A 19,926-nucleotide genomic window follows, 5' to 3' on the forward strand; every position below is an offset into this window, starting at 1 on the left:
TGTCAGGCAAGGTCTGCTAGCAAGTGGACTTTGCCGAGGGCTGCCTTCTCATACTATCTTGGATCTTGTGTAAAAAAATAATCTTGCCTTTGTTTTCATGAACAGCGACGCACCAATTCTTAACTTTTGGTAAGCTAGCGCCAAGTTTGGTTAGTTCGTGATAATGTGTGGCAAATAGAGTTAGGCAACCTGCTTCGTGTAGGTGCTCGGCAATGGCCCAAGCTAAACTGAGCCCATCGTAAGTGGAGGTTCCTCGGCCAATCTCATCTAAGATAACTAGGCTACGTGGGCCAGCGTTGTTGAGGATGTTAGCAGTTTCCACCATTTCTACCATAAAAGTACTTTGCCCTCGACTTAAATCATCGGCTGCGCCTATTCGTGTGTAAATGCTGTCAGTGATGCCAATTTCAGCACTGCTACATGGGATGAATGAGCCCATTTGAGCCATGATTGTAAGTAGGGCTACTTGGCGAATGTAGGTTGATTTACCTGCCATGTTGGGGCCAGTTACTAAGTTGATGGATGCTTGATGATCATTCATTTCAGTGTCGTTTGGAACAAATATGCCAGCATCCATTGCTGCTTCAACTACGGGGTGTCTACCATCAGAAATGTTGATTTTCTTTTCTTCACAAAGTTGAGGGCATGTGTATGAGCGTTTTAGGGCTACGTACGCCAAATTTGCTAAGCAGTCCAGTTCTGCTAAGGCAATAGCAGTGCTTTGGATGGCTTTCGTTTTTTCAGTTACTTGTAAGCGTAAATCCTGAAAGAGTTCGTATTCGAGTGCTTTAGCTTTTTCTTCTGCACCTAAAACTGAGTCTTCGATCTCTTTAAGTTCGGGAGTGATATAACGTTCGGCATTAGCTAAGGTTTGCTTACGAATATAGTCCTCAGGAGCTTGAGCTGAATTGATTTTTGAGAGTTCAATAAAATAGCCAAAGACGCGATTGTAACCAATTTTCAGTTTCTTTATCCCCGTGCGTTCTTTTTCTTGAGCTTCAAAGCGGGCGAGCCAGGCTTTGCCTTCACGACTTCCTTTGCGGAAATGATCAAGTTGCTCGTTGTAGCCGTCGCTAATGATTCCGCCATCTTTTAAAGTGACAGGAGGTTCATCTGAGAGAGCGTCAATAAGAGTGTCAGTTAATTCTGGGAAGCTATAGAGGCGGGCTTTAATATCTGATAATAAATCTGAATCCACGTAAGAAATAATGCTTTCAATATCTGGAATAGCTTTGAGTGCATAGGCAATTGTCTGTAGTTCTCGAGCATTAGCAGTTCCGAGATTAAGACGAGTTAAAATACGTTCGATATCTCGGACTGTGCGGAAACTTTCTCGTAGTTCTTCAAGGAGCATCTGGTCGGAACAGAAGGATTTTAGTGTATCTTGGCGTTGATTTATAGCTTTAATATTAGTTAGTGGACGAAGTAGCCATTCACGCAAAAGTCGACTTCCCATAGGAGTGGAGCATTCATCTAGTACAGAGATGAGTGTTGAGTTTTTTGAGTCGCGGAAAATGGGGTCTACTAATTCAAGCGTTCTCTGAGAAACGCGGTCAATAATCATACAATCAGTATTTTGGATGAGCCCAAGGCTAGTAATGTGGTTTGCAGATCGTTTAAGATTAGTTAAGACATAGTCTAAAAGAGCGCCAGCGGCAGTGATGGCCTCAGTTTGGTTGCGGCAACCAAAGCCCTCTAGTGTTTTTACGGCAAAGTGTTTCAGGAGGCTTTGTTCAGTTAAGTCGGAGTCGAATTGCCACGCGGGGATTGGGCTGATGCTGGTGTTGTCGGGTAGCGAAAAGGGGAGAGTTTGAATGTCTAGATCATCTGCAATGATGAGTTCGGACGGTGAAGCACGATGGATTTCCGCTTCGAGGCTGTGTGGATCGCAGTGCTCGATAATTCTAAAATTACCAGTAGATAGATCGAGGTAGGCAAGACCAGTTTTCTTTTTTCCTACATGCAAAGAAGCGAGGAAGTTAGCCTTTGAAGATCGTAAAACGTTATCTTCGGTGACAGTACCTGGTGTGATGACGCGTGTGACGGCGCGTTTTACAATGCCTTTAGTTGTGGCGGGATCTTCCATTTGCTCGGCTATGGCGACTTTGAGTCCATGCTCAAGTATTCTAGGTAAATAATTGTCTAAAGCATGGTAGGGTACGCCTGCCATGGGGATCGAGTTTCTGCGAGTTAGGGTGATGCCCATAATTTCAGCACCACGTTCAGCATCTTCGAAAAATATTTCGTAGAAATCACCTAAGCGGAAGAGTAGGATGGTATCATCAGTTAGCCCCTCTTTAGCGTCAAGATATTGACGCATCATGGGGGTTAACTTAACGTTTTGTGCCGAAGCTTTAGGCATTAAAGACGGCAGGTTCTTATGTCAGTTGCAATGATACCTTTGGCGCCAAGGGTCTCTAGTTGGTCCATGCTGGAGTTTATGTCTCCACTCGGGATCATGGCTTTTACACCTTTCCATTCGGGATCGTGAAGAGCTGAAATTGTAGGAGATTCTAAGCCTGGAACAATTTTGCATGCGGCTTCAACTTTTTCAGTTGGGATATCATACTCGAGCATAACATATTTACGTGCAACAATTATGCCACTTAAGCGTTTGATGAAAGCTTTGGCATCTTCATTAGCGTCTAAATTTTTGTCTGCAGAAATGAGTGTGGCTTCTGATTGAAGTATGACATCTCCAACTGTTTTGAGTCCAGCTTGTTTGATGGTTGTGCCTGTTTCTACAACGTCAGCAGCTGCGTCTGCAATGCCAAGTTGGATGGAGATTTCTACTGCACCATCAAGTTTTACGATGTCAGCGTTGATATTGTTAGCTTCTAGGTGTTTTTTGACTAAGATGGGGTATGAGCAGGCGATTTTTTTGCCTTCAAACATCTCTAGGCCAGGAAATTCATCTTGTCCCGGAATGATGTAGCGCATTTTTGATTTGCCGAAACCTAATGCTAGGCATTCGTCAATATTATCGTAATTTGTGTCTTGAACAATGTCTCTACCTGTGATGCCGAAAGTGAAAACGCCGCTTGAGACGTAAGCTGTTATATCTTTTGGTCTTAGGAAATAGAACTCTACATTATTTGTATTGTCAGTGCAGACAAGAGCTTTCGTTCCTCGTCGGATTTTATATCCAGCATTTTTGACTAAGGCAATGGCACCTTCAGAAAGTGCACCCTTGTTTGGGAGGGCTATTTTGAGCATGTTTTATCCTAAAAAATTTTGTTGAACATCATAATCCCGAAGAACATAAGTCTATTCATCAAAGTTTCTAGCAGATCTATTAAATTAGCTAAGCACTAGCTTGTGTTATTGTGGCTTTAAAATAAAAGAGCACATCTTTTTGAGATGTGCTCTTAAATCATTTTACGACTTGCTGAATATTAATCTTCGATAGAGACTTCTTCTTCAGGGGCACCGTCATTTTTGAGGATGACTTTCACTCGGTCGAGAATTGTGTTTTCGAGGCTTTCATCTGCTTTGATGGCGTCTTTTGCCTGTTCGCGACCTTGGCCAAGTTGGCGTCCTTCAAAGGAGAACCATGATCCTTTTTTATTAATTATGTCAAGTTCAACGGCGACGTCGAGGATCGATCCAGCGCGACTGATGCCTTCGTTGTACATGATATCGAATTCAGCTTTTCTGAATGGAGGTGCAATTTTGTTTTTCACGATTTTAACTTTTACGCGATTACCAAGTACGTCACCAGCGGGGTTTTGGATCGCTGCAGCACGACGGATTTCCATGCGGATAGATGCATAGAATTTAAGTGCTTTACCACCTGGAGTTACTTCGGGGTTGCCATACATGACGCCAATTTTTTCGCGGAGCTGGTTGGTAAATATGAGGCAAGTGCGAGTTTTGTTGATTGCACCTGTGAGTGAGCGTAGTGCTGATGACATGAGGCGAGCTTGTAGGCCGACGTGACTATCGCCAATTTGGCCATCAAGTTCTGCGCGAGGTGTGAGGGCCGCGACCGAGTCAATGACAAGTACGTCGATAGCGTTGCTCGAAATAAGTGTTTGGGCAATATTCAATGCATCTTCACCACAGTCAGGCTGTGAGACTAAGAGGTCTTGAGTGTTGACGCCAATCATACGAGCATACTGTGGATCGAGGGCATGTTCAGTATCGATGAATGCGCATGTCCCGCCACTTTTTTGGGCGTTTGCCACAGTGTGTAAACATACAGATGTTTTACCTGATGATTCTGGCCCGTAGATTTCTACAACTCGTCCACGTGGCATGCCGTATACGCCAAGAGCCATATCTAAAGATAGAGCGCCTGTTGAAATTACCGAGACGTCTGAGTGAGGTTTGTCGCCAAGTTTCATGATGGCGCCGTTACCGAATTCTTTGTTGATTTGACTAATCGCAAGATTTAAGTTGCGATCACGATCTGTTTTTTCTGCATCTTTCTTAGCCATGGTCTTTCTCCTCAATAAGGCTTGATTAATTACTAACTAATAAAATATAGGCATATATTTATTAGTGTCAATTATTATCTATGAATTTATTTGTTATTAATTTGAAGTCGGAGCTGATTGAGGGCATGGCTCAAGCTATGTTGCCTTATCATATCGCGATTGCCGCGAAAAATACATTTTTCTACTAAGATTTCGCTTGGTGTAAAGGTGGCAATATAGACGAGTCCCACGGGTTTGTCTTCAGATCCGCCGCCTGGGCCAGCGATGCCAGTGATAGCGACTCCACAGTCGACTTTGAACTTTTCTCGTAGACCATTAGCCATTTCGTGGGCACATTCATGGCTAACGGCTCCATGTTTATTAAGAGTGCTTTTTTTGACTTTTAGGTGTTTGTTTTTCCAATCACATGAATAGGATACAAGAGCTCCTGTTAAAACATCTGAGCTTCCGGGTATGGCTGTTAATGCTGCACTAACGAGTCCTCCTGTACATGATTCGGCTGAGGCGAAGGTCCAGTTTTTGCTGCGTGCAATATTTAAAATCTCTTCTGGTAGGCTGCCGCTTTTGAGTATTTCAATGGGAAAGCTTTCACGGCATAAGTTGTCGGCTGCTTTTGCATCAGTGTTTTGCGGAATTCGCAAAGAGAGTTTTACAATGCCGGGTTGTGCGCAGAAGCCATAGTCTATCTGCGGGAAGTTCTCCTTGAGTTCTTTGCAGCGTCGTTCAACAGATGATTCTGTTTCGCCTGCAACTATATAGTTGAGTTGGGTGAAGTTTTTCTTGCTGTTAAGTAAAGGTACTAATTCTTGTTCTAGCATGGGTTTAAATTCTGAGGGTGGCCCAGGAAGCAAGGCGATCAGTTTTGATCCATATTTAATCAATTGTCCATAGGCTAAACCGGTACTGTTGTCGAGTAGTTTGGCGGATTCGATGTGTTCAGACTGGTTTTTTAGCCACTGTTCCTGTGGTGTTCTTTGGCGTTGGGCCATAAACTCTTCGAGTTCAGATCTGATTTTATCTGAATGGTTAATTTTCAATTTGAGCGTTTCGGCAACTGCTCGCCTGGTGATGTCGTCGCTGGTAGCACCTAGGCCTCCACAAATAATTGTGAGCTCGTGGTTTTCTAGGGAGAATAATAAGGATTTCTTGATGAGTTGTGCTTCGTCGGGAATGGTGCTACTAGACTCGAGTTTCCAACCCATCTCTGTCCATTTTTGTCCGAGAGTTAAGATGTTGGAATTGAGAGTTTGGCCAGATAGTAGTTCACTACCGGTAAAAATGGCGTGGGTTTTCAAGATTGTTTCCTTATATTGTGGGGCCTTATTTAAAGGCTAAAAAAGACTTTGATCAATGATACACCCACGCTAGGCAAAGAACAATCAAAAGGAATTTCATTTAGCCTAAAAAATTACTTGAAAGAAGCCTGTAACTCCTGTACTTTGGGCGCATAATTTTTAGATTAAATCTTAAGGTAAATTAATGAAGTTCACTATTGAAAGAGATCGTTTAAACAACGCCGTTAAAAAAGCAGGTAGCGTAATTTCTTCCCGTCCAACAGTGTCTATTATGGGCCACTTTCTTTTGGATGTGCAAGCCAACCATTTAGTTATTACGGCTACAGGCCTAGATCAAATGATCACTTTAACTCTAGAAGCAAATGTAGAGCAAGAAGGTAAAGCAACTGTATCCGCAAAAATTCTCTCTCAGTTAGTGCAGCGTTTGCCGAATGGTGATGTGTCAGTGAGTTTAGATGAGCGCGGTATGGTTAATGTTGTTTGTGCTCGTAACTCTTTTAGTCTTCAGAGCCTTGATCCCTTGCAGTTCCCAATTGAGGGTCGCGAAGAGAGTCGTCGTGAATTTATGATCAGTACCTCACAGTTGTGTGGTAATATTGCTAAGTGTTCTTATGCGGTGTCAACTGAAGAAGCGAAAGCTCCCATGACAGGTCTATTGCTTACGATTACAGATGGTACTTTCACAACTGTCGCCACAGATGGTCGTCGTATGGCTTTAGTAGAGACGGTTATTGGTTCAGATAGTTCATTAGATAGTGATTCTATTTTACCTCTCAAGGCAGCTCAAGAGCTTCCAAAAGTTTTAGAAGGTAGCAGTGATGTTAAAGTTTCTTTGGGGGATACACACGCAGTGTTCAGTACTGATGATGTTGTTTTTCAGACGAAATTACTTGAAGGTAATTTCCCTAACTACCGCATGGTGATGCCTCCTGGCTTTGAGAACCATGTCACAATGCCGCGTGATGATTTTTACTCAGCACTTGACCGCGTTTCACAGATTCTCGATAAGAATCCAGCAGTGAAATTGAGTCTTACGCCTACAGAAGTTTTGATTTCTGCTATGAATAATGCGGAAGTCGCAGAAAGCCCGATCCCAGCTTCATATGAAGGTGAAAACTTAGATCTTTCTTTTAATGCATCATTCTTAATTGATCCATTAAGACATCTGGAGTGCAATAAGCTAACTTTACGTTTCAATGATCGCTTAAGTCCTACGGGTCTATATGGTGATGAGGGCTTCCTCTACGTCATTATGCCTTTGCGCCACAACTAATTCATGGGATTTATTTCCCGAATTCAGCTAAAAAATTTTCGTAACTATCCCGAGCTCGAGTTAGATCTTGAGCCCGGGATTAGTGTGTTTAGGGGGCGGAATGGCCAAGGGAAGACAGCTTTCTTAGAAGGTTTGGGTTTTTTATCATTGTTGAGGTCTATCCGTAGTTCGCATACTCGTCATCTGAAAAATTGGCAGAGTGACCATTTTGGTATTCGCGCTTGTCTTGATCGCGTCACGCGGCCTGAGTTGGATTTAAACGTGTATTATGGAGAGAAGCGTCAGCTTAGTCTAGATGGAAATAGGGTTGCGACCACCAGTGATTTTATAGGTGTGATTAAGAGTGTGGCTTTTATGCCGGAAGATATAGAAATTGTTAAAGGAAGCGCATCTTGGCGCCGACAGTATCTAGATATACTCCTGTCGCAATTATCTCCAGGGTATTTACAGTCTTTGAAACATTATCAAAAAGCTCTGAAGAGTCGAAATCAAATTTTAAAGCGCGGTGTAAATGTTGACTTAGAGCTTGATGTTTGGGATGACATTTTGATACAGCATGGTTGTGAGGTCCTTCAGGCTAGGATTGATCTTCTTCCTCGTTTATCACAGGCAGTTAGTCAATTAGTTTCTAAAATGTTGAAAGAAGATTTTGTTTTAGATCTACGCTATAATAATTCTGTTGCGAAAAATGCCGAGAGTCTCGTGAGCTCGTATCGTGAGAAATTATATGAGAATCGCGAGCGAGATAAGTTGTATAAAGTGACTCATCAGGGGCCGCACCGTGATGATTTACAGATAAATTTAAATGGTCGATCATTATCGCATTTTGGCTCAGAAGGTCAGTGTCGCTTGAGTTCGTTAATTTTGAAAGCTGCCGCGGTTGAATTGCTGTTGCCTGTTGAGAAGCCGGATTGCCTAATTTTATTGATTGATGATGTTTTGGGTGAGCTGGATGAGTTTAGTCGCCGGGCTTTTTTGAAATGTGTCAGTCGTGGAGATCAAGTTTTCATTGCTTGTACCGAGATTCCAGTAGGTTTAGAGGCCTATGATTACAAGGTCTACGAAGTGGATGAAGGTCGAGTTAGTACGGCGGTATAATTTTTAGGCACAAAAAAAGCCGCTCCTGAGAGCGGCCTTTTGAAATGCTTAAGAAAAAATTATTTCTTATTACCGAAACGGCGGTTGAAGGCATCAATACGACCTTCCACGTCGGCATTACGAGCTGTACCAGTGTAGAACGGGTGGCAGTTCGAGCAGATACCAACTTTAACTTCTTTACGAGTAGACTTGATGTTCCAAGTCGTACCGCAAGCACAGCTTACAGTTGCATCTGTATACTCGGGATGTATATCAGTTTTCATGTTTATAACCTTTAGATAGATTTAAAAGTGTAAAATTCAGACGCGTATAATAGCGCTGATTTTTTTCTTGACAAGAGGGGATAGTGAAAAAATCCGCCTCTTGCTCAAGATAGATTCTAGTCTGCCATTTCTTCGAGAGCAGCTTTGCGACTTAGGCGCATGCGGCCACGGTCGTCGATCTCGAGGATTTTAACAGAAACTTTGTCGCCTTCGTTAACTACGTCAGTTACTTTTTCAACGCGGTAGTCTGCGAGCTCAGAGATGTGAAGGAGGCCTTGGTTGCCACCGGCGATCTCAACGAAAGCACCGAACTCTTTAACAGATACAACTACACCACGGTAGATTTTACCTGCTTCTGGCTCGAAGCAATAAGATTCAACTTGTTCAATAGCTGCTTTAAGAGCTGCTTTGTCAGCAGTGAATACTTTAACTGTGCCATCGTCTTCAACGTTGATTTCAGCACCAGTTTCTTCACAGATAGCTTTAATGTGCTTGCCACCAGGTCCGATAAGAGCACCAATTTTTTCAGGATTGATTTTCATTGCGTGAACTTGTGGAGCGTGGTCAGAAATTTCTTCTTGGGCTTTAGCGAGGCAGCCGTCCATGACATCGAGGATGTCCATTCTAGCTGTTTTGTCGCGGAGCATTGCTTCGTACATCATGTCGAGGCTGATACCAGCAATTTTAAGGTCGAGTTGGAAACCAGTGATACCATCACGAGTACCAGCTACTTTAAAGTCCATGTCACCGTAGTGGTCTTCAGAACCTAAGATGTCTGTGATCATAACGTATTTATCACCTTCTTGAACGAGACCAACAGAAATGCCTGCAACGGCTTTCTTGAGTGGTACGCCAGCATCCATAAGTGCAAGTGAACCACCGCAGATTGAAGCCATTGAAGTAGAACCATTAGAACCCATAACTTCAGAGATGACACGTACAGTGTAAGGGTAATCTGCAGGCATCATTTTTGCGAGGCAGCGCTCAGCAAGATTACCGTGACCAATTTCACGGTTGCCCGCAGACATGATACGACCACATTCACCAACTGAAAAGTTAGGGAAGTTGTAGTGGAGGTAGAAAGTTTTGTCGTAACGACCGCGGATAGTTTCAGCGCTTTGAGCTGCTTTGGCATCGCCGAGAGTTACTGTAACGAGTGCTTGAGTCTCGCCGCGTGCGAAGAGTGCAGAACCATGAGTTCTTGGCATAGTGCCATGCTCAGCACTTAGTGGACGAAGATCTTCGGCACCACGACCGTCTGCACGCTTACCTTCTTCAATGATGAGGCGACGGATGTTCATTTCAATGAGGTGGCTATAAGCTTCTTTGAGTTCGCCGTGACGCTCTTCAGCAAATTGTGCTTTGAGGCCTTCTTCAACTGTTGCGTATACTGCATTGAGTGCATCGCCACGCTCAGTTCTATCGATTACGAGACATGCGTCGTCAATTTTACCTGAGATAGCAGTTGCAACAGCAGCTTTAACATCTTCAGCGATCTTATCAACTGCGTAATCTTTTTTAGCTTTACCGAATTTTTCTTGAAGTTCGAGTTGAGCTTTAGCCATGATTTCTACTTTGCTATCAGCATACTTGAGTGCTTCGAAGAGGCGCTCTTCTGAAAGCTCGTCACAGTCACCTTCAATCATGATCGTTTTACCTGGAGTACCAGAGTAGATCAATTCGAGTGAGCTATTTTCCATTTGCTCAGCAGTTGGGTTAACAACGAATTCGCCGTCAACTTGACCAACGCGCATAGCACCTAGTGGACCTTGGAAAGGAAGATCAGAAAGCATAAGAGCTGCAGATGAACCGAGCATAGCAAGTGTATCTGGGTCGTTTACTTTATCGTAAGAAAGTACGATAGCTTGAATTTGAACTTCGTTGTAAAAACCTTTAGGGAAAAGAGGGCGAAGTGGACGGTCAGTCATACGTGAAGTAAGTACTTCATGCTCAGAAGGACGGCCTTCGCGCTTCATGAAACCGCCGAGGAATTTACCTGCAGCAGAGTATTTTTCACGGTAAGCCACCATGAGTGGGAAGAAGTCGATGCCTTCGCGAGGAGCAGAAGAACATGCAGTAACGAGAACAACTGTCTCGCCTTGTGTTACAGTTACGGCAGCATTAGCTAAAAGAGCCATTTTACCAGTTTCGATTGTGATAGGGCGATTGTCGCCAAGATCAACAGTTACAGATCCAATATTAGACATGTAAATATCCTTATATAATTTATGCTCAATTGAGCGTGTTTGTTTTTTCTTAACTGGACTGTTGAACCTCTTGAAGAAGATTCCCTGTGGGAATACTCTGCAAGAGACTCAAAACATCAAGGCTTGATGTTTCTAGGGTCAGTTCCAGTTTTCGAGGCTAAAGGTAGTGCGAAAGGCGCAAAAAAAAAGGCCTGAATAATCAGGCCTTTGAGAAAAACTAGCGACGAATCTTCAATTTATCAGTAATTTCGATGTAGCCAGCGTGGTTTTCACTGTTTAGGTAACGAAGAAGTTTCTTTCTGTTGTTAACCATAGCGATTAAACCGCGGCTTGTGCTGTAATCTTTTTTATTCTGTTTCATGTGCTCAGTGAGCTCAATGATGCGACCAGTAAGGAGTGCGATTTGTACTTCAGGTGAACCTACGTCGCCTTCTTTACGCTGAAATGCAGCGATGATTTCTTGTCTTTTTTCTTTAGTCATTTTTTTATCCCTATATTATACAGGCTTTCACCCATTAGTAATAAGTTCTTGTTGTTTGTGAGGCGCATAGAATATTGCGAGCTAAATGTTTTTCAAGTCCAGTTGTCTTTTAACTATTAAGACTATCTCCCAAAGGGAAGCTTATAGAAAACGGCTGATATTTAACTTATTTATTTAAATAAGTTGCGAAATAGTCAAGCTAGGTATTAAATTACAGGGTTTTTGGGAATGTTTATTAAAGTGTCAATTTAAGGGTGATACCGTGAAAGAGTTATCAAAAGATGATCGCTTAAAAAAGAACTTGGGTTTATTTGATGTATATGCGATCTGCACAGGAGCTATGTTCTCCTCAGGTTTTTTTCTACTGCCAGGTTTAGCAGCAGCTAAAACGGGCTCTTCCGTTGCCTTAGCTTATTTAGTGGCGGGTTTTTTAATTCTGCCAGCAATGTTTAGTAAGGCAGAGCTAAGTACGGCATTGCCACGAGCGGGTGGGACCTATTATTTTTTAGATCGTAGTTTAGGCCCTATGTTTGGTACGGTAGGTGGCTTGGGTACGTATTTGTCGCTGTCCTTAAAAACAGCTTTTGCTTTGATCGGTATTGGAGCCTATGCGTCGTTCTTTGTAGCTCTTCCCATTAAACCAGTTGCCATTGCTTTGACTGTCGGCTTTGTTTTTATTAATATTACTGGAGCTAAAGAAACCGCGAGTTTACAGCGTTTTTTAGTTGTTACCTTAGTTACGATTCTTACATATTTTATAGCTCAAGGTGCTTACGAGGCTATCGCCGTGCAACCTGACGAATTAGTCGATCAACGTTACGAAGATTTCTTAACCGATGGAATGGGAGGCTTTTTTGCGACTGTAGGCTTTGTCTTTGTTTCTTATGCGGGTCTTACAAAAGTTTCTAGTGTTGCGGAAGAAGTAAAAAATCCTGAAAGAAATATTCCTTTGGGGATGATTCTCTCTTTGGTTTCAACCACTTTGTTCTATGTGCTTGGAGTCATGGTCATGGTAGCATTAATTGACCCTGCGGAGTTTCATAAAGATTTAACTCCTGTGGCAACGGCGGTGAGTAAGTTCGATACGTTCATTCCTCAAAATATTTTAGTTGGCTTTGTGGTGATAGCGGCACTATCCGCATTCTTTTCGACAGGTAATGCCGGCGTAATGGCGGCTTCGCGTTACCCCATGGCAATGGCACGAGATAAGCTGTTACCAGATGGATTAGCGAAGTTAGGAAAATTCAAAACGCCAACAATGGCGGTTGTTTTGACCGGTGTCATTATGATTTGCTTTATCCTTTTACTGGATGCTACGGGTATAGCGAAACTAGCGAGTGCTTTTCAGTTGTTGATTTTTATGTTGGTTAACTTATCCGTTATTGTTATGAGAGAAAGCCGTATCGAGTCTTATGACCCGGGATATAAATCCCCTCTTTATCCATGGATGCAAATAGGGGGTATGATTGTTTCAGTCGTCCTTATTATATATATGGGTTGGATGGCGATACTTTTTACAATTGGAATGATTGCCGTTTGTTTAACTTGGTATTTTCGCTATGCTCGTAAACGAGTGTCTCGCACTGGAGCGATATGTCATTGGTTTCAACGCTTGGGGAAAAATCAATATGATGAATTGGATCAGGAGTTTAGGGGGATACTAAAAGAAAAAGGCCTTCGTCAAGACGACCCCTTTAATGAAGTAGTGGCACGCGCGCAATTTTTGGAGATCGACAAGAGTGAAAAGTTTGAAGATCTTATCAAAGAAGCTTCAATAATGTTGGCGGAACGGTTGAAAGTTGATGCAACAAAATTAGAGGCAAGTTTCCTTGAAGGTACTCGTACAGGCAGAACTCCTGTAACAGGTGGGGTAGCATTGCCCCATATGCATTTAATGGGGATCGATAAACCAGAAATGGTGATAGCACGCTCTAAATCTGGGATGCAAGTTGATGTTTTTGATGTCATGGGCGATGAAATGGAGCAGCAAACGTTCGCTATTTTTCTCTTGGTAAGTCCAGAAGGCAATCCGGGCTTGCATTTACGAATGCTTGCGGAACTCGCAAATCGAATTGATCAAGATGAATTCCTAAGCCGTTGGAATGAAGAGCCCAACTCAGCTCACCTTAAACAGTTGTTGTTAAATGATGGGCACTACATGACTTTAACTCTAAAGACCAATAATGGCTCGCAGAAGTTTATTGGCAAAGCGATCAAAGAATTAGGCTTGCCTGAAGGTAGTCTAGTGGCGATGATTCAGCGTGGTAGTCAGCGAGTTGTACCGAGTGGTAGTACTATATTGGAGGAGGCAGATCGTCTTATTATCATAGGTGAACCCAAAATACTTACAAAACTTAGGGTACTTATTGAGTCTTAGGTGACGTAATAAAACACATATAAGCTTATTGATCAATTATAATAAAGTATTATCCTGTTTTATCATAAGCCGATTTAATGCTACTAACAAAAAAGAGACATACATGAAAAAATTTCTATTCGCCCTAATTTTTATATCCTTGAGCTCATCGTTATCAGCGAAAGACCTAGAGTGGACTATTCCCAATACATGGGAACGTTCCTCGGAGAAAAAAGCCATGAGATTAGCGACCTTATTAGTTAAAGCTGATAATTCCTTAGCTATTGCAGTGTCGCGCTTCCCAGGCGATGTGGGTGGCGAATTGGCCAACGTTAATAGATGGAGACGACAAATTGGTTTAGCTCCAGTCAACGCGGCGAATTTACAAGAAGGTTTAGAAGTGATTGAGAGCGCAGCAGGGAAAGCCAAACTTTTAGATATCTCAAATGGTGATAAGCAAATGTTGGCCGTTATGTTTCCTCACCAAGGATCGACTTATTTCTTTAAGCTTACAGGATCTAAGGATAAAGTTTCCAAGGAAAAAGAGAGTCTGATCAAACTCGTTAAAAGTTTTAAATAAATTACAGAAATTTTAAAAACGCCTCGATGTGGAGCGAGGCGTTAATTATAGAAATAATTATAACTTAAAGTTATTCCTTAATTGTACCTGTATAGAATTCTACACCTCTATAGCTGACGACGTAAGTCATGTCAGTTCTGTGTATATCAAAAGTAATTTCATCGCCATTATCAAAATCAAGATGCATTTTTGCTTCTGTTGAACTTATTTTTTCAATTTGGGCTTTGTTGATGTTAGTAAAGCCCATTTTTTCAACATGTGCGATGGGGATGTCAACTAAGGGGCTTTTACCATTGATGGGGTTTTCTCCCGACCAAAATTCTACCGAGTTGAAGATTAAAAGGTCTAGGATCATTGATATGGGGTAAATAAGTGTGATCCAGAGGCCGAGGAACCAGCCTTCGCGTCCCCAGCGATCTTCTGTTACTTCTAGGTTGAATCTAGCGACTTTTCCTGATAAGCCATTGTGGCCCATACAACCACAAAAAGTGAGTGCAGCTAGGAGTGAGTAGGTGAATTTTTTAATCATTTTACGACTCCTGCATATTGTGCTTCTTGGACATTTTGACCAATTTGGCCCTCGAAAAATTGTTTCCCCATTAAGCTTATGGTGTATTTGTCACCAGTACGAATGACATCGAAAGTAACATGGTCACCATTTGAGAAGTCAATAAAAAGCTTAGCTTCATTAGAACTGATTTTTTTGATCTGAGCGCCGTCAATATCGTTAAAACCCATTTTTTTGACTTGTTCTAAAGGGACGTCTACTAGAGGACTCTTGCCGTTGAGTGGATTGGTGCCAGACCAAAATTCAACGGAGTTGAAAATCAATAGGTCCAGTACGGCACAGATTCTATATACCCAAATTAGATGTAAGCCCAAGAACCAGCCTTCACGTCCCCAGCGGTTTTCTGTTACTTCTAAGTTAAACCTTTTTACTTTGCCGCTTAGGCCCATGGTCCCCATGCAACTCGTCAGCATCATGGATATACCAAACAAACAGAAATATTTTTTCAAAGTATAGCTCCTTTATAATTATCTAAAGATAAATTGTCAGGAGTGAAAACAGGCAGGCCAAAAGTTAATTTACAGTTAAACCAGCGCTTTTTAATCTCGCAATATTTCCAGAGAGGGTGAGCTGAAAATTTTCTTTGAGTTGATGAGTCCAATAATTAAAGTGATGATAATCAAGGCTACATTAGAAATGAGTAAGATTGACAGTTGAATTGGAGGCGAATTTTCGAATATGAATGTTCCAATTAAATGATTGATAATGTAGGCGATTAGGCAACCGACATTGGTACTGATGATCGCAAGGAAAGTAAATTCTGATAAAAGAATTAATTGCGTTTGTTTTTTACTCGCACCAAGGATTTTTAAAAGAATAGATTCCTTTTGTCGTTGATCTTGGCTAAGTTTTAAGGTAGAGATTAAGATGACAAAGCCAGTGAGAATGCTGAAGCCAGCCATAAAGCGTATGGCGATGCTCAGTTTGTCCAGTAAAGAAGTAAGAGTTTGTATGACAAGAGTTAAGTCTAGGAAAGAGATGTTAGGAAATTGGTTGTTGATCTCTGTTTGAAGTTTATTGGTGCTTTTAGGATCTTCTGATCGTGAGACAATGACTTGCATTTGAGGGGCTTCATTTAATGGCCCACTTGGAAAAACAAAGAAGAAGTTGGGTCTCATTTGCATCCACTCTACCTCGCGAACAGATGTAATAACACAAGGCAGTTCTATGCCTGACAATTCAAAATCCACGGTATCACCAATTTTCACTTTGAGTTTTTCCATCATTCCACTTTCAATAGAAACTGGGATACGTTCTTGCTCAAAATCTCCATCAAAAGACCCAATAAAATCACCTAGGATTAACTTCTCACTGTCTAGGATTTGTTCTTGATAGGTGCAGCGATAAGTTCGGCTTAGAGTCCAATGAGGAATACGTTCTTCCTTGGGTAGGGAGGAGTTGTTTTGAATGATTTTCTTAATCTCAAGTCCATTGACTTTGCGTAATCGCAAATCGATGATCGGGACCTCTTGGAGGATGGGGACTTGAGCTTTTTTGAGTAGTGCTTTTAAATCTTGGCTTTGATCATGTTGAATGTCAAAGAGGACAAAGTTTGGGTTGGTGTCCTGTGTTGTTTTACGAACTTGGTAAAGAAGGTTTTCTCTAAGTAAAAAGAGAAGAGCGATAACGAAGACGCCTGTGCCCAAAGAAATGATGAGTGTGTGAGTCTGGTTGTTTGGACGGAATAGGTTTTTTAAGCCTTGTCGAAACGTGAAAGGCATAAAGGAAATAGGTGTTTTCCTGATTATGCTAAGGAAGACTTTGGCGCAAACAGCTAGACAGAAAATAATAATGATTAAAGTGATTCCGCTATATATCCCCGTTTTCGTATTGTGAGAAGAAAGTGTGGTGAGTAATAAGGTCGAAATTATGCAGATAGGATAAAAAATAAAGTTAAACCCCCTGCTGCTATTTTGCTGGATGGTTTCAGGTCGTAAACCTTGTAGGGGGTTGAGTAAAGTTATTTTTTTGAGTGAGGGAAGAGATGAGAGGAGTGTGATGAGTGTTCCCGCAAGTAAGCCTAGAATAATACTAGAAGCATTGACTTGGCTTTGTATTTCAAAAGGGATGAAGGCTTGGATGGCTTGTGGAAGTATCAGTTGAATAGCGATACCTAGACAAACACCTAAAGAGGATCCGATAATACCTAAGAGAAAAATTTGCAGGATATAGACGGCAAATATTTGGCTCTTTTTCGCACCCATACACTTTAAAATAGCAGCACTTTTGAGTTGCTTGTTAATGTAGACATGTATGGCGCTGCCAACGCCAATAGCTCCTAAAGTGAGTGCGAGGATTGCACTAAAGTTAAGGAATGAGAAGAGGTTGGTACTCAATCGACGCACGCGTTCTTGTCGACTCATGGAGGTTTCGACGCGTATTGATTTCATTTCTGCTTGAGCTTTGATCTCTCCAATGAGTTCTTGTTGCTTAATATCTTCTGGAAAAGCGTAGTGCTCTAGGTATTGAACTCGACTTCCGAAGGAGATGAGCCCAGTGCTTTCTATATCTTGAAAAGGTATGAGAATTCGTGGGGCCAGTTCAGATAAGACACCACTTTCCCCAGGGAGTGATTCAATTTGTGCGGCAATCGTAAAGGTGCTTTGGCCGAGTTGAATTTTGTCGCCAACCTTAGCTTTGTATTGCATGAGCAGAGAGCTTTCGACTAAGCAGTGCTTACCTTGCAGTAATTCTGAGCCACCCAGTGGTGTGGTTTTGATCTCGCCATAAATTGGGTAGCCTTGGGAGATGGCTCGAACTTGTACTAAACGGGGAGCTTGTTTGGAGTTTAAGAATTTTGCCATGCCCGCAAAACGGCGTTCCGCTAAAGATGGACCCATTTTTTTTTCGATTTCGAGGAGCCATGCTTCATCCATTTTGAAGCGTGATTTTAAGCTGAGATCAGAGCCGAGTAAACTACGTGATTGTAAGTCAATGGAGCTGCGGACAGAAGACGCTAGTGAGTGAATGGATACCAGTGCGGCAATCCCTATTGAGATACAAAGTAGGTAGAGCTTTAGGTGTTTTTTTTGACTATGCCATTCGCGCTTGGCCATAATCCAAGTCCAAGGATTAAAGAGATTTGAAATGAACTGAATCATTACTCGGAAATTTGTCCGGCTTTCATTTTTAAGGTGCGATTAGCTTTGGCTGCTAAATCATTGTCATGGGTGACGATGATAAGGCTAGTAGATAATTGTTGATTGAGCTCAAATAGTAGATCTTGAATTTTGGACGCAGTATGGCTATCGAGATTTCCTGTGGGCTCGTCGGCAAATAAAATTTTTGGTTGGTTAATAAAGGCGCGTGCTATAGCGACACGCTGTTGTTCTCCACCGGATAATTGCGAGGGGAAGTGATGTTGGCGTTCTTTTAAGCCGACCTTAGAGAGTAGCTCGAGGGCGCGTTCTTTGGTTTCTTTATTGGCATTGTTTTGCAATTCTAAAGGAACCATGACGTTTTCGAGGGCAGTTAAGGTGGGCATCAGGTGGAAGGATTGAAAAATGAACGAGGTTTGTGAAAGGCGCAAAAGAGCTCGCTCATCTTCATTCATGGAGTTTATGTCTTGGTCGCAAAGAATGATTTCGCCTGAATCGGGGTTGTCCAAGCCTGCGCATAATCCCATGAGGGTTGATTTTCCACTACCAGAAGGACCAGTGATCGCAATAGATTCCGCTTTTTCTAATGAGAAACTTACAGAATCCAAGACTTTTAATTCTGTTTTATTCATGAAATAACTTTTACATAGGTTGTTGACCTTGAGTATCGTTTGCTTCATGATTATGGATCCTTTGAATTAATGATAAGCTATTATATTCGAACTTGATGGAAAAGCACAATAAAATAATGAAAAAGAGCTATCAATAAAAAATGCTAGCGCGAAGGCTAGCATTTGATTGTTTAACTGCGGTATTTTTTGGATCTTCGCCAAGCTTTTTTACGGTCTTTGGCCATTTTTTCTTTGACTTCCCCAGGCAGTGAATCGTTTTCACGAAACTTTTCTTGGAGGTGTGTGCGTTCACGGTATTCGATTTCAATTGGGATGCCTGAGAGACCAAAGGCATTACGAATAGTTTTTTCTATGAAACGTTTGTAGTGATCCTGGCAATAATTTTTCTTATTACAGAAAATGATAAAGTGCGCGGGAGGGTTCTTGACCATAGTGGCGTAATAGATTTTGAAAAAGCCTTTACCAGTTGATGGTGGGGGAGTTCGCAAAACCATATCGTGTAAAACTTGGTTGAGAAGTGCCGTAGGAATATCGATGAGTGATTGCTCAAAAATACGAAGCGTGGCAGGCAGTAGGTCACGGAAGCCATTACCGTCCACTGATGAAGTGAAGATGATAGGGCAGTAACGCATGAAGGGGAGATCGTGCTCTAAGTCATCTAAAAATTTCTGCTTAGGTGCTTCGGCTTTGACCAAATCCCATTTATTGGCAATAACGACACAAGGTTTCCCTTCTGCTTTGATAGTATTGGCGATTTTTTTATCGCCATTAGTAACGCCTTGAGACATGTCAATGACAAATAAAATAACAGTCGAACGTTTGATCGCTTCTTCTGTTCTCATCATAGAAAACTTTTCGACGAGATTATCGATCTTTCCAGCTTTCTTTACGCCAGCTGTATCGACGAGTAATCCATTGCGACTTTCGCCTTCATCGTCAAAGGCAAATGGGATGTCGACGGCATCTCTAGTTGTTCCTGCAATGTCAGAAACGATCACTCGCTCTTCGCCAAGGAGGCGGTTAGCGATAGAAGATTTACCTACATTCGGGCGACCAGCTAAAGTAATTCGCAAATCTGGACTAGTTTCATCTTCTTCTTCGCTAGGAGGGAAATAAGTGCAAATATCTTCGCGTAGCGCATCTAAGTTAGACTTATGATTACAGGAGATAGCGTGAGTTTTTTCGAAGCCTAAAGCTGAAAAAACACTAGCTTCGTCTTCTAATTCAAAATTATCACATTTGTTTACGGCAAGAATGATGGGCTTGTCGTGTTTACGTAAATAGGCGCATACTTCGCGGTCGAGTTCAGTGATTCCATCTTTCACATCAGTAAGCATAATCATGATGTCGGAGCTCTCAACCGCAACTTTTAGTTGCATACGGATTTGATCGTCCATGAATTCGACATTTTTTTCGTCGCTGAGAACGCCAAGTCCACCCGTATCAACTAATTGATAGCGGTAGCCATTCCAGCTTACGGGCTGAGCGACGCGGTCACGCGTTACACCACATTGTTCGTGAACAATAGCAATGCGCTTTCTGAGTAGTGTGTTAAAGAGGGATGATTTGCCCACGTTGGGGCGTCCCACGATAGTGACCACGGGAAGTTTACTGGCTTGAGTTTGCATTCTCATTG

The 19,926-nt window shown here is 42.1% G+C and carries 16 protein-coding genes; 4 read left to right on the top strand and 12 right to left on the bottom strand.

What is annotated here, in order from left to right; genetic code table 11:
- Positions 1–16: 16 nt before the first annotated feature.
- From mutS to PQO01_RS03865, 4 genes are all read right to left on the bottom strand, one after another.
- Entirely contained in the window at positions 17–2,323 is a 2,307-nt protein-coding gene (gene mutS, locus PQO01_RS03850) for a DNA mismatch repair protein MutS (protein WP_274312725.1), read from the bottom strand.
- A 38-nt stretch (positions 2,324–2,361) separates the two neighbouring features.
- A complete protein-coding gene (gene hisG, locus PQO01_RS03855) occupies positions 2,362–3,216 on the bottom strand; it encodes an ATP phosphoribosyltransferase (RefSeq protein WP_274312726.1) in 855 nt (284 codons plus the stop codon).
- Between the two features lie 179 nt (positions 3,217–3,395).
- Entirely contained in the window at positions 3,396–4,439 is a 1,044-nt protein-coding gene (gene recA, locus PQO01_RS03860; RefSeq protein WP_274312727.1) for a recombinase RecA, read from the bottom strand.
- An 86-nt stretch (positions 4,440–4,525) separates the two neighbouring features.
- Positions 4,526–5,734 carry a nicotinamide-nucleotide amidohydrolase family protein gene (locus PQO01_RS03865; protein ID WP_274312728.1) on the bottom strand — a complete coding sequence of 403 codons (1,209 nt, stop codon included), beginning with the start codon at positions 5,732–5,734 and terminating at the stop codon, positions 4,526–4,528.
- 184 nt (positions 5,735–5,918) lie between these two features.
- Here PQO01_RS03865 and dnaN point away from each other — a divergent pair, with 184 nt between their 5' ends.
- Together dnaN and recF are read left to right on the top strand one after the other, a co-directional pair.
- A complete protein-coding gene (dnaN, locus tag PQO01_RS03870) occupies positions 5,919–7,007 on the top strand; it encodes a DNA polymerase III subunit beta (RefSeq protein ID WP_274312729.1) in 1,089 nt (362 codons plus the stop codon).
- Positions 7,008–7,010: 3 nt separating this feature from the next.
- Positions 7,011–8,105 carry a DNA replication/repair protein RecF gene (recF, locus tag PQO01_RS03875; protein WP_274312730.1) on the top strand — a complete coding sequence of 365 codons (1,095 nt, stop codon included), beginning with the start codon at positions 7,011–7,013 and terminating at the stop codon, positions 8,103–8,105.
- A 59-nt stretch (positions 8,106–8,164) separates the two neighbouring features.
- Here recF and rpmE read toward each other — a convergent pair whose 3' ends face one another.
- The 3 genes from rpmE to rpsO form a co-directional block, all read right to left on the bottom strand.
- Entirely contained in the window at positions 8,165–8,368 is a 204-nt protein-coding gene (rpmE, locus tag PQO01_RS03880; protein ID WP_274312731.1) for a 50S ribosomal protein L31, read from the bottom strand.
- A 116-nt stretch (positions 8,369–8,484) separates the two neighbouring features.
- Complete coding sequence (locus PQO01_RS03885) at positions 8,485–10,575, bottom strand: polyribonucleotide nucleotidyltransferase (protein WP_274312732.1); 2,091 nt, start codon at positions 10,573–10,575, stop codon at positions 8,485–8,487.
- A 217-nt stretch (positions 10,576–10,792) separates the two neighbouring features.
- Positions 10,793–11,056 (bottom strand): 30S ribosomal protein S15, encoded by a 264-nt coding sequence (rpsO, locus tag PQO01_RS03890; RefSeq protein ID WP_274312733.1) that lies wholly within the window; start codon positions 11,054–11,056, stop codon positions 10,793–10,795.
- Between the two features lie 262 nt (positions 11,057–11,318).
- On the opposite strand from rpsO, the gene PQO01_RS03895 reads away from it, so the two are divergent.
- Positions 11,319–13,433, top strand: a complete 2,115-nt coding sequence (locus tag PQO01_RS03895) for an amino acid permease (protein WP_274312734.1) — start codon at positions 11,319–11,321, stop codon at positions 13,431–13,433.
- A 103-nt stretch (positions 13,434–13,536) separates the two neighbouring features.
- Positions 13,537–13,992 carry a hypothetical protein gene (locus PQO01_RS03900; protein ID WP_274312735.1) on the top strand — a complete coding sequence of 152 codons (456 nt, stop codon included), beginning with the start codon at positions 13,537–13,539 and terminating at the stop codon, positions 13,990–13,992.
- A gap of 70 nt (positions 13,993–14,062) precedes the next feature.
- On the opposite strand, the gene PQO01_RS03905 is transcribed toward PQO01_RS03900, so the two are convergent.
- The 5 genes from PQO01_RS03905 to der form a co-directional block, all read right to left on the bottom strand.
- A complete protein-coding gene (locus PQO01_RS03905; protein WP_274312736.1) occupies positions 14,063–14,521 on the bottom strand; it encodes a DUF3332 family protein in 459 nt (152 codons plus the stop codon).
- Positions 14,518–15,009, bottom strand: a complete 492-nt coding sequence (locus tag PQO01_RS03910) for a DUF3332 family protein (RefSeq protein ID WP_274312737.1) — start codon at positions 15,007–15,009, stop codon at positions 14,518–14,520. Before PQO01_RS03910 ends, PQO01_RS03905 begins: the two co-directional genes overlap by 4 nt.
- Positions 15,010–15,099: 90 nt before the next feature.
- Positions 15,100–17,661, bottom strand: a complete 2,562-nt coding sequence (locus PQO01_RS03915; protein WP_274312738.1) for an ABC transporter permease — start codon at positions 17,659–17,661, stop codon at positions 15,100–15,102.
- The gene (locus tag PQO01_RS03920; RefSeq protein ID WP_274312739.1) at positions 17,661–18,338 is read right to left on the bottom strand and encodes an ABC transporter ATP-binding protein; all 678 of its coding nucleotides are present in this window, start codon (positions 18,336–18,338) and stop codon (positions 17,661–17,663) included. The genes PQO01_RS03915 and PQO01_RS03920 overlap by 1 nt, the downstream gene beginning before the upstream one ends.
- A gap of 122 nt (positions 18,339–18,460) precedes the next feature.
- Positions 18,461–19,924: a ribosome biogenesis GTPase Der gene (der, locus tag PQO01_RS03925; protein WP_274312740.1), complete on the bottom strand. Its 1,464-nt coding sequence runs from the start codon at positions 19,922–19,924 to the stop codon at positions 18,461–18,463.
- Positions 19,925–19,926: the final 2 nt, after the last annotated feature.

Origin of the sequence: Lentisphaera marina, from assembly GCF_028745505.1 — a bacterium.
Taxonomy (GTDB): domain Bacteria; phylum Verrucomicrobiota; class Lentisphaeria; order Lentisphaerales; family Lentisphaeraceae; genus Lentisphaera; species Lentisphaera marina.

Coding starts and splice junctions, on each gene's coding strand:
- PQO01_RS03905 (WP_274312736.1), bottom strand. CDS start 14,521: ATGATTAAAAAATTCACCTACTCACTCCTAGCTGCACTCACTTTTTGT.
- PQO01_RS03885 (WP_274312732.1), bottom strand. CDS start 10,575: ATGTCTAATATTGGATCTGTAACTGTTGATCTTGGCGACAATCGCCCT.
- recF (WP_274312730.1), top strand. CDS start 7,011: ATGGGATTTATTTCCCGAATTCAGCTAAAAAATTTTCGTAACTATCCC.
- dnaN (WP_274312729.1), top strand. CDS start 5,919: ATGAAGTTCACTATTGAAAGAGATCGTTTAAACAACGCCGTTAAAAAA.
- PQO01_RS03900 (WP_274312735.1), top strand. CDS start 13,537: ATGAAAAAATTTCTATTCGCCCTAATTTTTATATCCTTGAGCTCATCG.
- mutS (WP_274312725.1), bottom strand. CDS start 2,323: ATGATGCGTCAATATCTTGACGCTAAAGAGGGGCTAACTGATGATACC.
- recA (WP_274312727.1), bottom strand. CDS start 4,439: ATGGCTAAGAAAGATGCAGAAAAAACAGATCGTGATCGCAACTTAAAT.
- rpsO (WP_274312733.1), bottom strand. CDS start 11,056: ATGACTAAAGAAAAAAGACAAGAAATCATCGCTGCATTTCAGCGTAAA.
- der (WP_274312740.1), bottom strand. CDS start 19,924: ATGAGAATGCAAACTCAAGCCAGTAAACTTCCCGTGGTCACTATCGTG.
- PQO01_RS03915 (WP_274312738.1), bottom strand. CDS start 17,661: ATGATTCAGTTCATTTCAAATCTCTTTAATCCTTGGACTTGGATTATG.
- PQO01_RS03920 (WP_274312739.1), bottom strand. CDS start 18,338: ATGAAGCAAACGATACTCAAGGTCAACAACCTATGTAAAAGTTATTTC.
- rpmE (WP_274312731.1), bottom strand. CDS start 8,368: ATGAAAACTGATATACATCCCGAGTATACAGATGCAACTGTAAGCTGT.
- hisG (WP_274312726.1), bottom strand. CDS start 3,216: ATGCTCAAAATAGCCCTCCCAAACAAGGGTGCACTTTCTGAAGGTGCC.